Source organism: Pseudomonas lurida (genome assembly GCF_013522705.1).
Lineage (GTDB): Bacteria > Pseudomonadota > Gammaproteobacteria > Pseudomonadales > Pseudomonadaceae > Aquipseudomonas > Aquipseudomonas quebecensis.
Genome location: NZ_JAAMRE010000027.1, coordinates 43,759 through 58,087, shown reverse-complemented (window position 1 = coordinate 58,087; position 14,329 = coordinate 43,759). Strand labels below are relative to the sequence as shown.

9 protein-coding genes are annotated in these 14,329 nt (G+C 63.0%); 6 read left to right on the top strand and 3 right to left on the bottom strand.

Annotated features, from left to right (window positions below; translation table 11 throughout):
• Positions 1 to 292 precede the first annotated feature (292 nt).
• From G7025_RS20280 to speA, 4 genes are all read left to right on the top strand, one after another.
• Positions 293 to 1,270: a DUF2333 family protein gene (locus tag G7025_RS20280; RefSeq protein WP_370694758.1), complete on the top strand. Its 978-nt coding sequence runs from the start codon at positions 293 to 295 to the stop codon at positions 1,268 to 1,270.
• Between the two features lie 2 nt (positions 1,271 to 1,272).
• Positions 1,273 to 1,809 carry an NUDIX hydrolase gene (locus G7025_RS20275; RefSeq protein ID WP_181080882.1) on the top strand — a complete coding sequence of 179 codons (537 nt, stop codon included), beginning with the start codon at positions 1,273 to 1,275 and terminating at the stop codon, positions 1,807 to 1,809.
• A 180-nt stretch (positions 1,810 to 1,989) separates the two neighbouring features.
• The gene (locus G7025_RS20270; RefSeq protein WP_181080881.1) at positions 1,990 to 2,361 is read left to right on the top strand and encodes a translation initiation factor Sui1; all 372 of its coding nucleotides are present in this window, start codon (positions 1,990 to 1,992) and stop codon (positions 2,359 to 2,361) included.
• A gap of 141 nt (positions 2,362 to 2,502) precedes the next feature.
• Positions 2,503 to 4,416, top strand: coding sequence for an arginine decarboxylase (gene speA / locus G7025_RS20265; RefSeq protein WP_181080880.1), 1,914 nt, complete (start codon positions 2,503 to 2,505; stop codon positions 4,414 to 4,416).
• A gap of 115 nt (positions 4,417 to 4,531) precedes the next feature.
• Here the strand turns inward: speA and G7025_RS20260 are convergent, their stop codons facing one another.
• Both G7025_RS20260 and G7025_RS20255 read right to left on the bottom strand, forming a co-directional pair.
• Positions 4,532 to 4,855 (bottom strand): hypothetical protein, encoded by a 324-nt coding sequence (locus tag G7025_RS20260; protein WP_181080879.1) that lies wholly within the window; start codon positions 4,853 to 4,855, stop codon positions 4,532 to 4,534.
• Positions 4,856 to 4,951: 96 nt separating this feature from the next.
• A complete protein-coding gene (locus tag G7025_RS20255; RefSeq protein ID WP_181080878.1) occupies positions 4,952 to 6,298 on the bottom strand; it encodes an MATE family efflux transporter in 1,347 nt (448 codons plus the stop codon).
• 207 nt (positions 6,299 to 6,505) lie between these two features.
• Here G7025_RS20255 and G7025_RS20250 point away from each other — a divergent pair, with 207 nt between their 5' ends.
• Positions 6,506 to 11,407 carry an alpha-2-macroglobulin family protein gene (locus G7025_RS20250; RefSeq protein WP_181080877.1) on the top strand — a complete coding sequence of 1,634 codons (4,902 nt, stop codon included), beginning with the start codon at positions 6,506 to 6,508 and terminating at the stop codon, positions 11,405 to 11,407.
• Positions 11,408 to 11,483: 76 nt separating this feature from the next.
• Here the strand turns inward: G7025_RS20250 and G7025_RS20245 are convergent, their stop codons facing one another.
• Positions 11,484 to 11,777, bottom strand: coding sequence for a hypothetical protein (locus tag G7025_RS20245; protein WP_034095695.1), 294 nt, complete (start codon positions 11,775 to 11,777; stop codon positions 11,484 to 11,486).
• 108 nt (positions 11,778 to 11,885) lie between these two features.
• Here G7025_RS20245 and pbpC point away from each other — a divergent pair, with 108 nt between their 5' ends.
• Positions 11,886 to 14,228, top strand: a complete 2,343-nt coding sequence (gene pbpC / locus G7025_RS20240) for a peptidoglycan glycosyltransferase PbpC (RefSeq protein ID WP_181080876.1) — start codon at positions 11,886 to 11,888, stop codon at positions 14,226 to 14,228.
• The last annotated feature ends 101 nt before the right edge of the window (positions 14,229 to 14,329 follow it).

The following is a 14,329-nucleotide window of genomic DNA, read 5'->3' as shown; positions in this document are numbered from 1 at the left end:
CGTGTCTTTGCTATTCAGTTAATGACTGGCTGGTCGCGTGGGTGCAAAAGCGTGCATCCTTTATAGTCGAACACGGCCGGTGCGCCAGTTTGGATAAAAGCGCCGCGCCGACGGGCACGATGGGGTAGGGTTGTGGTCGGAGTGTTTGAACGCACGCCATCAATTCAAGTGCATGAACTCAAGTGATTGAAAGGATATCGCCATGCTGGACTGGAAAAACCGTGCAGGCAGTGCCAAAGGCCCTGTGCCTGAGCCCAAGTCAACCAACCGCGGCTATTTTCGTACGCTGCTGATGAGCCGTGCGGTACTCAGCCTGCTCGGCGTGTACCTGCTGGTCACCGGCGCTCTGGGTTGGTACTGGAGCGAAGAGCCTGCGCTGTTTCCGGTGCAGCAAAATGCGCAGATCGCCGCCGAAAAGGACGGCAAGCAGATGGTGGTGGGCTTCACCACCGTCGAAACCCTCAAGAGCGTGGTCGGCACGCTGCTTAACAAGCCCGGCGGTTATATTTCCAACGATCGTTTCCCGCCTGGTCTGTGGATGGACAACATGCCCAGCTGGGAGTACGGCGTGCTGGTGCAGGTGCGGGACCTGACCCGCGCTCTGCGTAAAGACTTCGCCCGCTCTCAGTCGCAGTCCGCCGAAGACGCCGATCTGGCCAAGGCCGAGCCGCGTTTCAATTTCGATAACAAAAGCTGGGTACTGCCATCCAGTGAGTCCGAGTACCAGGAAGGGATCAATTCCCTCAGCCGTTATGAAGCGCGTCTGTCCGACCCCAACCAGCGCGGCGCCTTGTTCTACGCCCGTGCCGACAACCTGAACAACTGGCTGGGGGATGTGGCTACTCGCCTGGGTTCGTTGTCGCAGCGCCTGTCGGCCAGCGTCGGCCGGGTCAAGCTCAATACCGCGCTGAAAACCGAAGCCCTGGCACCGGGTGAAGTACCGCAGGTCGATGAAGAAGTGGTGGAAACTCCATGGATGCAGATCGACAACGTGTTCTATGAGGCCCGTGGTCAGGCCTGGGCCTTGTCTCACCTGCTGCGTGCGATTGAAGTCGACTTCGCCGACGTACTGGCCAAGAAGAACGCCACGGTCAGCGTGCGCCAGATCATTCGTGAGCTGGAAGCCTCGCAGGAACCGGTTTGGAGTCCTATGATTCTTAACGGCAGTGGCTTCGGCGTACTGGCGAACCATTCGTTGGTGATGGCCAATTACATTTCCCGGGCAAACGCTGCAGTGATCGATTTGCGTCAGCTCCTCAACCAGGGTTGATGATGGACGTTACTCCACGGGAGGCCGCTCACCGGGTGGCCTCCGATGCTGAACTGATCTGTTGGGTGGATGAGCGGGACAACCTGCTCGGCCATCTGGTCAGGTCAGACTTGCGCAAGCGCGGCCTTATCGGCCGTTGCACCTTTATCTTCCTGTTCAACCGCGCCGGTGAGCTCTGCGTGCACCGCCGCACTCTGAGCAAAGCCCTGTATCCAGGATTCTGGGACACTGCGGCCGGTGGGATGGTCGCGGCCGGTGAGACTTATGGTGAATCGGCGGCCCGCGAGCTGGAGGAGGAACTCGGAGTCAGTGGCGTGGCGTTGACCGAGCATGACCATTTCTATTTCGAGCAGGACGGCAGCCGGCTCTGGTGCACGTCCTACTCCGCCGTGTGGGATGGGCCCCTGCGCCTGCAGCCTGAAGAAGTCATGGAAGCGCGTTTTTTGCCCGTCGAGACGGTCTTGAAGGAAGCTGAGCAAAAACCGTATTGCCCGGATGCCCAGGAGGGCCTGCGCCGCTATCTGGCCTTGCGTCGCTAAACTTGCATGAATTGGCGCTATTTGGCTCTTAGCAAGCGTGCTTTTTGCCGTTACACTGCGCGACTTTTCACCCGAACCGCCTTGGCGTGTCGGTAGCGCTGCCCCTGCCTGAGTGGGGCTTCGCGGTCGGTCGTCCGTTACGAGGGCCGATCAGTCTTTGTCCTCCCAAGAGGATTGCCGGTGGCCAAAAAAGCCGCATCCTTCGCCGCCCTTGGTGGCCTGGTATTTTCCACCGACGCAGGTCGCCACTGCCCGGACTGTCGTCAGCCCGTGGACGCCTGCATCTGCAAACAGACCCTGATCCCGGAAGGCGACGGTATCGCCCGCGTGCGCCGCGAGAGCAAGGGCCGTGGCGGCAAGACGGTGACCACCATCACCGGCGTGCCGTTGGCCGCGGAGCCGCTCAAGGAGCTGGCCACCACGCTGAAAAAGCGCTGTGGCACCGGTGGCGCCTTGAAAGACGGGATCATCGAGATTCAGGGCGATCACGTCGAACTGCTGTTGGCCGAGCTGATCAAGCTTGGTTACAAGGCCAAGAAGTCCGGCGGCTGAGCCTCTTCCCGACCTGTGTCTAAACTCTGTCCTGCGAGTGGGGTCTACCTCTCTTACAGGCAAATCGTCATTTTCATTCTTTAGACTGCGCCGGCCTCGAACCCGAGGCGGTGCCTTCGACTTCATTTATAGGGGACTTCGATGTCCGTACGACGCACACGCAAAGACGATGGCAGCCAATGGACAGTTGCGGACAGCCGCAGTGTTTACGGGATTCGCCATTGGGGGGCCGGGTATTTCGCGATCAATGATGCCGGTCGCGTTGAAGTCCGTCCGAACGGTCCCGACAGCACGCCCGTCGATCTCTACGAGCAGGTCGACGAGTTGCGCAAGAGCGGCCTGTCGCTGCCGCTGCTGGTGCGTTTTCCCGATATCCTGCAAGACCGCGTGCGCCAACTGACCGGTGCATTCGACGCTAACATTGCGCGCTTGGAATACCAGAGCCAGTACACCGCGCTGTACCCGATCAAGGTTAACCAGCAGGAAGCGGTGATCGAAAACATCATCGCCACGCAGAACGTCTCCATCGGCCTGGAAGCCGGCTCCAAACCCGAGCTGCTGGCCGTGCTGGCGCTGGCACCAAAAGGCGGCACCATCGTCTGCAACGGTTACAAGGACCGTGAGTTCATCCGCCTGGCGCTGATGGGCCAGAAGTTGGGCCACAACGTATTTATCGTGATCGAAAAAGAATCCGAAGTCGGCCTGGTGATCGAAGAGGCGGCGAGCCTCAAGGTCAAGCCTCAGGTTGGCCTGCGCGTGCGCTTGTCGTCCCTGGCTTCGAGCAAATGGGCGGACACCGGTGGCGAGAAGTCCAAGTTCGGTTTGTCGGCCGCGCAACTGCTCTCCGTGGTCGAGCGCTTCCGCGCCGCCGGGCTGGACCAGGGCATTCGCCTGCTGCACTTTCACATGGGCTCGCAGATCGCCAACCTGGCGGACTACCAGCACGGTTTCAAGGAAGCCATCCGGTACTACGGCGAGCTGCGCAACCTCGGTTTGCCGGTGGATCACATCGACGTCGGCGGTGGCCTGGGTGTGGATTACGACGGTACCCACTCGCGTAACGCCAGCTCCATCAACTACGACATGGACGACTACGCCGGCGTGGTCGTGGGCATGCTCAAGGAATTCTGCGACGCGCAGAGCCTGCCGCATCCGCACATCTTCTCCGAAAGCGGTCGCTCGCTGACCGCCCACCACGCCATGCTGGTGGTGCAGGTAACCGACGTCGAAAAACACAACGACGAAATCCCGCTGATCGAAAACAAGGAAAGCCTGCCGGAAACCGTGCAATGGCTGGTGGATCTGCTGGGCCCGACCGACATTGAGATGGTCACCGAAACCTACTGGCGCGCCACCCACTACATGAGCGACGTGGCCGCCCAGTACGCCGACGGCAAACTGACCCTGGCGGAAAAGGCCCTGGCCGAACAATGCTACTTCGCCGTGTGCCGTCGCCTGCATAACTCGTTGAAAGCCCGTCAACGCTCGCACCGCCAGGTGCTGGACGAACTCAACGACAAGCTGGCCGACAAGTACATCTGCAACTTCTCGGTGTTCCAGAGCCTGCCGGACACCTGGGCCATCGGCCAGGTGCTGCCGATCCTGCCGCTGCACCGTCTGGACGAGGAGCCGCTGCGCCGCGCCGTGCTGCAAGACCTGACCTGCGACTCCGACGGCAAGATCAAACAATACGTCGACGAACAGAGCATCGAAACCAGCCTGCCGGTACATGCCCTGAACGAAGGCGAGGACTACCTGCTGGGTATTTTCCTGGTCGGCGCCTACCAGGAAATCCTCGGCGACATGCACAACCTGTTCGGCGATACCGACTCGGTGAACATCTACCAGCGTGAAGACGGCTCGGTGTACAGCGCCGGGATCGAAACCCACGACACCATCGAAGACATGCTGCGCTATGTGCATTTGTCGCCGGAGGAGTTGATGACGCATTACCGTGATAAGTGCGCCAGCGCCAAGATCAGCGCATCGGAGCGTACCCAGTTCCTCGACGCGTTGCGTCTGGGGCTGACGCGGTCTTCGTACCTGTCCTCCTGATACCGGTTTAGCGTTTAACAAGGGCCGCAGTTAACACTGCGGCCCTTTTTTATGGAGTTGGCGGTCAAGTGCCGGTTCCAAGGCACCTTTCATCTGCGCAGCGATAAGTAAACGGTCAATATACGACGACGCACAAGTTGACCGAACAGCCGCCGGGATTGAACTTGAGGTTGAACCGGTCAATCTTGTCGCGGTTGCTATTGGCCGGCATTACGGTTAATCCGAAGCTATTGATAGGTAGGTCGATTGTTGCGTTCGGCGCAAGGGGGTGGACGTCAGAATGCTGGCTGACGAGTACAGTGGAACTGCCGGCATTGCTTACCCGCATGGTTCCCTCAACGCTGTTGGGGCCTCCAGCGGTGCATCCGGCGATCGTTGCCAGGGTGCACGCTGTGACGATCCATAGTGCGGTAACGCTTATGTGTTTTGTGATGTTCATATTCGACTCTCCAGGAAGGTAGGGGGTGGATACCTCCCTGGCTATTCAACCCCCGGGTCGTCGGTTTGTAACCTGTCAGAAGTAACAGGTAGGGGATTAATGACGGGTGCCGATCCATTGTTCCTGCCGGTTCAGCCGCCAGGCGATCGCCCACAGCGTCAGGCTGCGCATCGCCATGAACAGCAGGAAGGTTATCCACAAGCCGTGGTTGCCCAGCCCCTGCAATGCCCAGGCAAACGGTGACACCATCAGCACCGTCAGCAGCATTGCGTTGCGCATCTCCCGAGCCCGTGTTGCACCGATAAACAAGCCATCCAGCAAATAACTCCACACCGCAATCAACGGCAATACCGCCAGGTAAGGCAGGTAGATATCAGCCGTTTCGCGCACGCTGGGGATATCGGTCTGCATCGCGATAAACAGGTGGCCGGCAAATGTAAACAACAGCGCAAAGCCGAGGCTGGCAATCAGCGACCACCCGCCGGCCACCACCAGCGAACGGTGCAGGGATTGCCGGTCGCGGGCGCCGATGGCGTGGCCGCACAGGGCTTCGACGGCGTGGGCCAGGCCGTCCAAGGCGTGGGCGGTCAGCAGCAGGCCGTTGAGCAGCAGCGCGTTGGCCGCCACGGTGGCGTCACCCAGGCGTGCGCCTTGCACGGTGATCATGAAAAACACCGACTGCAACGCCAGGCTGCGGATAAAGATGTCGCGGTTCACCGCCAGCAACGGGCGCCAGCTCTCCCATCGTTTCAATGCGGCCCAGGCGATATGCCCGGGGTAGGCGCGCAGGGCCTTTTGCGTAAGGGCCAGGCCGAGCAGGGCACCGGTCCATTCGGCGATCACCGAGGCGCGGGCGGAGCCGACCACGCCCCAATCCAAACCCAGCACAAACCACAGGTTCAAGGCGATGTTCACCAAGTTGGTGGTCAGCAGAATCGCCAGCGGCGCGCGAGCGTTCTGTGTGCCGAGGAACCAGCCGACCAGGGCATAGCTGGCCAGCGCGGCGGGCAGACCGAACAGGCGAGTGTGGAAGAAATCGCGGGTCAGTTGGTTCAGTTCGGGCGAGGGCTGCATCCATTCCAGGGCCAGGTGGCTCAGGGGAGTGCCCACGGTGCCGAGCAGCATTGCCAGGCCCAGCGCCAGCAGCAAACCTTGCAGCAGAATTTGCCGCAGTGCCGCACCATCCTTGCGCCCGGCGGCCTGGGCGGCAAAACCGGTGGAGCCCATGCGCAGAAACCCCATGGCCCAGGCCAGGAAGGTATACAAGCTGGCCCCGACGGCCACGGCGCCCAGTTGGTGGGCATGGGGCAGGTGGCCGATGACCATGCTGTCGACCAGGGCAACCAACGGCACCGAGATATTCGACAGAATCATCGGCGCAGCCAGGGCCCATACGCGGCGGTGGGTGGGGCGGTCGCGCCAGTCGGTCAGTAAGGTGGACATGCAGGCTCCTTGGGGGAACGACATTGTAACCATCCATTAGCCCTGCAGCAGAGCCAATGTGGGAGGCGGCTGTGGGATTTGGCTGGGGGGTTCAAACGGCTGCGAACCAACCCACCCTCCGTCGGTCAATGTGACCAGTGCCACACCAGCCCCGCTCGGGCTGATATATAGTTCACGCCCCGGTTTCCTCTGACAACGAGTGCCCCAATGCTTAACAAAGGACTGTTCCTGGCTTGCGCGCTGGCCCTGCTGAGTGCCTGCGATTCCTCCGACAAACCTGCTGCGCCGACCGCCCCCGCAGCCGCCACCAGCACCGCGCCCAAGCCGGTCAAGGCGGCAGTGGATGTGGCGGCGCTGAAGCAACGGTACGCTGGGCGTGAGTTGAGCGTGGTGGACGTGTCCGAGGTGCAGCTGGACGGTGCCAGCACGTTATCGGTGAGCTTCTCCATTCCTCTGGACCCGGAGCAGAAGTTCGCCGACAAACTGCATCTGGTCGACAGCAAGTCCGGCAAGGTCGACGGCGCCTGGGAGCTGTCCGACAACCTCATGGAACTGCGCCTGCGCCACCTCGAGCCGCAGCGCAAACTGGTGCTCACCGTCGACGCCGGGCTCAAGGCCGTCAACGATAATAAACTCGCCGCCGAGTACATCGCCCGCCTGGAAACCCGCGACCTGCAAGCCACCGTCGGCTTCGCCAGTCGCGGCACCCTGCTGCCGACGCGCCTGGCAGAAGGCCTGCCGGTGATCGCGCTGAACGTCGACAAGATCGACGTCGAATTCTTCCGCATCAAGCCCGAGTCCCTGCCGTCGTTCCTGGCTCAGTGGGGGCGCAATACCAGCCTGCAAAGCTATGAGTCCCGTGAGTTGCTGCCCATGGCCGACCTGGTCTATGGCGGGCGTTTCGACCTCAACCCGGCGCGCAACACCCGCGAAACCCTGCTGCTGCCGATTGCTGGCCTCAAGCAATTGCAGCAGCCGGGGGTGTATCTGGCGGTGATGCGAGCATCGGGCACTTACAACTATTCTCAGCCGGCCACGCTGTTCACCTTGAGTGACATCGGCCTCTCCGTGCATCGCTACAGCAATCGTCTCGACGTCTTTACCCAGGCCCTGGAAGGCGGCAAGGCCCTGAACGACGTGGACCTGGAAGTGCTGGACGCCGATGGCCGCGTGCTGGCCCAGGGCAAGACCGAAAAGGGCGGCCATGCGCAATTGCCGCTGCCGAAAAAAGCCCAGGTGTTGCTGGCCAAGCAAGGTGAGCAGACCAGCCTGCTGCGCCTGGACAGCGCCGCCCTCGACCTGGCCGAGTTCGACATCGGCGGCCAACCGTCCCATCCCCTGCAATTCTTTGTGTTCGGCCCGCGCGACCTGTATCGCCCCGGCGAAACCGTGCTGCTCAACGCCTTGCTGCGCGACAAGGACGGCAACGCGGTCAAGCCGCAGCCGGTGAGCGTCGAAGTGCGGCGCCCGGATGAACAGGTCAGCCGCAAATTCGTCTGGGATGCCGACGCATCCGGCCTCTATCAATACGCCCTGCAATTGGCCGGTGAAGCGCCGACCGGGCGCTGGCAACTGGTGTTCGACCTGGGCGACGGCAAGCCGCAGCTTTACGAATTCCTGGTCGAAGACTTCCTGCCCGAACGCCTGGCCCTGGAACTCAAGGGCAGCGACACGCCGCTGAGCCCGGCGGACAGCCCGCAGATCCAGCTCACGGGGCGCTATCTCTACGGCGCGCCGGCCTCGGGCAACCGCATCAGCGGACAGGTGTATGTGCGGCCGCTGCGCGAGGCGGTCAAATCGCTGCCGGGCTACGAGTTCGGCTCCGTCACCGAGGAGGATCTGAGCCAGGACTTCGAGATCGACGAAAGCGTGCTTGACGCCAAGGGCCATGAAGTCCTGAGCATGGAGAGCAAATGGGCCGAGGCCAAGTCGCCGCTGCAATTGATTGTGCAGGCCAGCCTGCATGAGTCGGGCGGGCGGCCGATCACTCGGCGCCTGGTGCAGCCGATCTGGCCAGCCAAGCAACTGCCGGGCCTGCGTGGGCTGTTTGACGGCAAGGAAACCAATGGCGACGGCCCGGCGGAATTCGAAGTGCTGCTCGCCAACCAGGAAGGCCAGAAGCTCGCCGCGCCCAACCTCAAGGTACGCCTGGTGCGCGAGCGCCGTGACTACTACTGGAACTACTCCGACAGCGACGGCTGGAGCTATCACTACAACGAGAAATTCCTCAACCTCGACGAGCAAACCTTGAACATCAAGGCCGGCGACACCGCCAAGGTCAGCTTCCAGGTGGAATGGGGCCCGTACCGCGTCGAGGTCGAAGACCCGCAGACCGGCCTGGTCAGCAGCCTGCGTTTCTGGGCCGGTTATCAGGCCCAGGACAATACCGAAGGCGGCGCGGTGCGCCCCGACCAGGTCAAGCTGGCGCTGGACAAACCGGCCTATGGCGATGGCGACACCGCTAACGTCACGGTCACTCCGCCGGCCGCGGGCAAGGGCTACCTGCTGGTGGAATCCGCCGAAGGGCCGCTGTGGTGGCAGGAAATCGACGTGCCGGCCGAAGGCAAAAGCTTTGCCGTGAAGCTTGATCCGAAATGGTCGCGTCATGACCTGTACGTCAGCGCCCTGGTGATTCGTCCCGGCGAACGCAAAGCCAATATCACCCCCAAACGTGCGGTGGGCCTGCTGCACCTGCCGCTGGACCGCACCCAGCGCAAGCTCGGCGTGACCCTCACCGCACCGGAAAAAATGCGTCCCAAGCAACCGCTGAAAGTGAAAGTCGCCGCCCGGAATGCCGATGGCAGCGTGCCGAAACAGGTGCATGTACTGGTGGCGGCAGTAGACGTGGGCATCCTCAACATTACCGAATACCCGACGCCGGACCCGTACGCCAGCCTGTTCGGCCGCAAGGCCTATGGCGTGGATCAGTTCGATATCTACGGCCAGTTGATCGAAGCCGGGCAAGGCCGTCTGGCCAGCCTGGCGTTCGGCGGTGACGCGGCGTTGGCCAAGGGGGGCAAGCGCCCGGACACCAGCGTGACCATCGTCGCCCTGCAAAGCGCGCCGGTGACTTTGAATGACAAGGGCGAGGGTGAAGTCAGCGTCAATATTCCCGACTTCAACGGTGAACTGCGCCTGATGGCCCAGGCCTGGAGCGATGACCGCTACGGCATGGCCGAAGCCAGGACGGTGATCGCCGCGCCGCTGGTGGCCGAACTGTCGGCGCCGCGCTTCCTGGCCGGCGGCGATCAGACGACCTTGGCGCTGGACCTGTCCAACCTGTCGGGCAAGGCGCAGAAACTCGATGTGCAACTGAGTGCCGAAGGCCAACTGGAACTGGTCAATGCCGGCGCGCAATCGGTGGAACTGAAACAAGGCCAGCGCACCACGCTGCGCATCCCGGTCAAAGCCTGGGGCGGGCTGGGACAGGGCAAGCTCAAGGTGACGGTCAACGGGCTGGACCTGCCGGGCGAACAATTGCCGCCGTTCAGCCGCGAATGGACCCTGGGCGTGCGCCCGGCTTATCCGGCGCTGCTCAAGCATTACCGCGCGGTGCTCAAGAACGAGCCGTGGAGCCTGCCCGTCGGCACGCTGGACCAGTTCGATGCCTCGGGGCGTGAGGCCTTGTTGAGCCTGTCGAGCCGGCCGCCGCTGAACCTGGGCGCGCAGATCAGTGCGCTCAAGGCCTATCCGTATGGTTGCCTGGAACAAACCGCCAGCGGCTTGTACCCCTCGCTGTATGCCGACGACGCGTTGCTCAAGCGCCTGGGCGTCAAGGGTGAGCCGGATGCCGAGCGCAAGCGCAAGATCGAGCTGGGCATCGAGCGCCTGCTGGGCATGCAACGCTACAACGGCAGCTTTGGCCTGTGGGGCGCCGACGGCGAAGAGGAATATTGGCTGACCGCTTACGTCACCGACTTCCTGTTGCGCGCCCGTGACCAGGGTTTTGCCGTACCGGCCGAAGCCCTGAAAAAAGCCAGCGAGCGCCTGCTGCGTTACGTGCAGGAGCGTAACCTGATCGACGTCGACTACAGCGACAACGCCGACCACACCCGCTTCGCCGTGCAGGCCTACGCCGGCATGGTCCTGGCGCGCAGCCAGCAGGCGCCGTTGGGGGCCTTGCGCAGTATTTTCGAACGGCGCAGCGACGCGCGTTCAGGGCTGCCGCTGGTGCAATTGGCGATTGCCCTGCAAAAGATGGGCGACCAACCGCGTGCCGACCAAGCTTTGCTCGCCGGCCTGGCCGCACAACGCAATACCAAGGAGTGGCTGGCCGACTACGGCAGCCCGCTGCGCGACCAGGCGATGATTCTGGCGTTGCTTGAGGAAAATGACCTGGCCAAGGGCAAGCGTGAGGAGCGGTTGTTCACCTTGTCCGATCAACTGGCGGCCAGCCCGTACCTGTCGACCCAGGAGCGCAATTCGCTGTTCCTCGCCGGCCGCCTGGGGTTCGCGCAACCCGAGGCGAACTGGCAGGTGTCGCTTACCGGCAGTGGCGGGGTGCATGAGTTGAATAATCAGCAGCCGACGCTGGCGCTCGAAGGCAAACTATTGTCCGGCGATCTGGCCCTGAGTAATCAAGGCGACACGCCGGTGTACCAGCAGTTGACCCTCTCGGGTTATCCACAAGTGCCGCCGACAGCGGGGGGCGACAACCTCAGTATCCGGCGCGAATACCTGGGCATGAACGGCCAGCCGTTGAACCTGCGCAACCTCAACAGCGGCGACCTGGTGCTGGTGCATGTGGCGGTCAGCGCCAAGCAGCGGGTGCCGGACGCACTGGTGGTAGACCTGCTGCCGGCGGGCCTGGAACTGGAAAACCAGAACCTGGCACAAAGCGCCGCCAGCCTGGAAAACGCCAGCAGCCAAGTGAAGGAATGGCGTGAGTCGATGCAGAACGCATCGCTCAAGCATCAGGAGTTCCGCGATGATCGCTATGTGGCGGCACTGAACCTGGACAGCGATGTCACCACGCACCTGCTGTATCTGGCGCGTGCCGTGACGCCGGGCACCTATCGCGTGCCGCCGCCGCAGGTGGAGTCGATGTATCGGCCGAATTGGCAGGCGGTGGGTGACACCCCGGCGGACCTGGTGATCAAGGGGCGCTGATTTCTCAACGTGGGATCGGAACTGATGTGGGAGGTGGCAAGCCCCCCTCCCACAGCGGCAATGACAGTCTTGGGGGTCAGTGCACGACCCAACTGAGCAGCCACAGGCCGAGCATCAGCCAGATGATGCCCATGATGATTGACGCCCGCATAAAGGCGCGAACGGCCGAGTAGAGCAGCATCAGGCCGATGATCAGGGTGATGATGCTGATGATCGACGTGTCCATGCCCAAGGTGCGGGACAGACCCTCGACAAAGTTACTGCCGGCGTGGGTCAGGGCACCGAACAGTCCGCTGAGGCCATCGACGATAAAGCGGATGACGGAACCGAGCGCCTGGCCCAGCCATTCGAAGAAGCTTTCTACCTGCATGTGAGTGTCCTGATCAGAAGGTGGGCGTGTGTGTGCCTTTGGTTGTAATTGCAGCGGGCTAGTTCCCCACAAGCATAGAGGTTTGCCGGTTTGAGGTTTCGTTTAATCATGGCTGGATGCGCTCGGCTATCACAGTTACTGCGCTGGGTTTTGGGTGTTGTGCTGGTAGTGATCGCGCTGCTCTGGCTGGCGGACCGCCTCTGGCCCCTGCCGCTGCCCAAGGACGACCTGGCGCGGGTGGTGCTGGCCGAGGATGGCACGCCGTTATGGCGGTTTGCCGATGCCAATGGTGTGTGGCGCTACCCGGTGCAGACCCGTGAGGTGTCGCCGTACTATCTCGACGCGCTGCTCACCTACGAAGACCGCTGGTTTTATCAGCATCCTGGCGTGAACCCGCTGGCGTTGGTGCGGGCGACCTGGCAGAACCTGGCCGGGGAGCGGGTGGTGTCGGGTGGCAGTACCCTGTCGATGCAGGTGGCGCGTCTGCTGGACCCGCATTCGCGTACCTTTCACGGCAAGTTGCGCCAGCTGTGGCGCACGGCCCAATTGGAGTGGCACCTGTCCAAGGCCGAGATCCTCAACCTGTACCTCAACCGCGCGCCCTTTGGTGGCACCTTGCAGGGCGTGGCGGCGGCCAGTTGGGCTTACCTGGGAAAGTCCCCGGCGCAGTTGACCCATGCCGAGGCCGCGTTGCTGGCGGTATTGCCCCAGGCACCGAGCCGCCTGCGCCCGGATCGCCATCCGCAACGCGCGCAGCAGGCCCGCGACAAAGTGCTGCGGCGCCTCGCCGAATTCAAGGTGTGGCCGCAGGCCGCAGTCGATGAAGCCCTGGAGGAACCGCTGCTGCTCGCCCCGCGCCTGGAGCCCAGCCTGGCGCCGTTGCTCGCGCGCCGCCTGAACCGTCCCGACAGCCCGCCGCTGATCCGCACCACCCTCGACGCCACTCTGCAACGTCGCCTCGAAGACCTGTTGCTGGGCTGGCGTGCGCGCCTGCCGGAGCACACCTCGGCCGCGATCCTGGTGGTGGAGGAAGAAAGCATGGCGGTACGCGCTTACCTGGGCTCGGTGGACATCAACGATGCCAAGCGCTTCGGGCATGTGGACATGGTCAATGCCTTACGCTCGCCGGGTTCCACCCTGAAACCTTTCCTGTATGGCATGGCGCTGGATGACGGCTTGATTCATTCCGAGTCGCTGCTGCAGGACGTGCCCCGGCGCTATGGCGATTACCGTCCGGGCAATTTTTCCATGGGCTTTACCGGCGCGGTGCCGGCGAGCACTGCGCTGTCCAGTTCGCTTAACCTGCCGGCGGTGCAATTGCTGGAAGCCTACGGGCCCAAGCGCTTCGCCGCGCAGATGCGCATCGGCGGCGTGCCCCTGGCGCTGCCGGCGCTGGCCGAACCGAACCTGGCGCTGATCCTGGGCGGCGCGGGCAGCCGCCTGGAGGATCTGGTCAGCGGCTACAGTGCCTTTGCCCGCGACGGCAAAAGCGCCACCCTGCGATTTCAGCCGGACGATACGCTCAGAGAACGGCCGCTGCTGTCGCCAGGGGCTGCCTGGATTGTGCGGCGCATCCTCAGCGGCCAGGCTCGACCGGATCGCGACCCGCGTGCCGAATTGGTGCAGCGTCCGGTGCTGGCCTGGAAAACCGGCACCAGCTACGGCTTCCGTGATGCCTGGGCAATTGGTGTGGGGCCGCGCTACTTGATCGGCATCTGGATCGGCCGCCCGGACGGCACGCCCGTGCCTGGCCAGTTCGGCCTGGCGTCGGCGGCGCCCCTGATGCTGCAGGTGCACGATGTGCTGACCAACCGCGACAGCCAGCGCGGCATCAGCGCGCCAGTCAAAGCGGTGCCGGCCAATGTCGGCGTGGCGGCGATCTGTTGGCCGCTGGGCCAGCCCATGAGCCGCACCGACCCCAATTGCCGACGCCAGCGCTTTGCCTGGACGCTGGACAACACCACGCCGCCGACTTTACAGGCGTTGGATCAGCCGTTGAGCGTGGGCTTGATGGAGAGCGTTTGGGTCAATGCCAAGGGTTTGCGTGTGGACGCCCACTGTCCCGGCGCGGTTGCCAGGAATATCGCCCTGTGGCCCGCGCCGCTGGAGCCATGGCTGCCCAGGGCTGAACGCCGTGAAGCGCGCATCCCGGCGGCCGACCCGGACTGCCCGCCACCGGCCTTGGCGGCTTCTTCACCGTTGTCGATTGTCGGTGTGCGCGAAGGCGACCAACTGCGCCTGCCCGCCGGCAGCCAGCAGGCTTTACAGCTAAAACTATCCGCCCTGGGCGGCAGCGGCCGGCGCTGGTGGTTCCTCAACGGCGCGCCCCTGGGCGACAGTGCCAACCAGGACAGCATCAATGCCAGTTTCGAGCGCTTGGGCCGCTACCAGCTCAGTGTGTTGGATGAGGCCGGTCAAACCGCCAGGCTTGAATTCAGCGTAGTGGATTAGGGCCTCATCGGGGCAAGCCCCCTCCCACTTTTTGATATGTAAATGCATTCAAATGTGGGACGGGGCTTGCCCCCGATGGCGGCCTGAAGACCAACCCAGGT

Excerpts from the sequence above, each read along its gene's own strand:
- G7025_RS20280 (WP_370694758.1), top strand. The coding sequence starts at position 293 with ATGAGCCGTGCGGTACTCAGCCTGCTCGGCGTGTACCTGCTGGTCACC.
- G7025_RS20275 (WP_181080882.1), top strand. The coding sequence starts at position 1,273 with ATGGACGTTACTCCACGGGAGGCCGCTCACCGGGTGGCCTCCGATGCT.
- speA (WP_181080880.1), top strand. The coding sequence starts at position 2,503 with ATGTCCGTACGACGCACACGCAAAGACGATGGCAGCCAATGGACAGTT.
- G7025_RS20260 (WP_181080879.1), bottom strand. The coding sequence starts at position 4,855 with ATGAACATCACAAAACACATAAGCGTTACCGCACTATGGATCGTCACA.
- G7025_RS20255 (WP_181080878.1), bottom strand. The coding sequence starts at position 6,298 with ATGTCCACCTTACTGACCGACTGGCGCGACCGCCCCACCCACCGCCGC.
- G7025_RS20250 (WP_181080877.1), top strand. The coding sequence starts at position 6,506 with ATGCTTAACAAAGGACTGTTCCTGGCTTGCGCGCTGGCCCTGCTGAGT.
- G7025_RS20245 (WP_034095695.1), bottom strand. The coding sequence starts at position 11,777 with ATGCAGGTAGAAAGCTTCTTCGAATGGCTGGGCCAGGCGCTCGGTTCC.
- pbpC (WP_181080876.1), top strand. The coding sequence starts at position 11,886 with ATGGCTGGATGCGCTCGGCTATCACAGTTACTGCGCTGGGTTTTGGGT.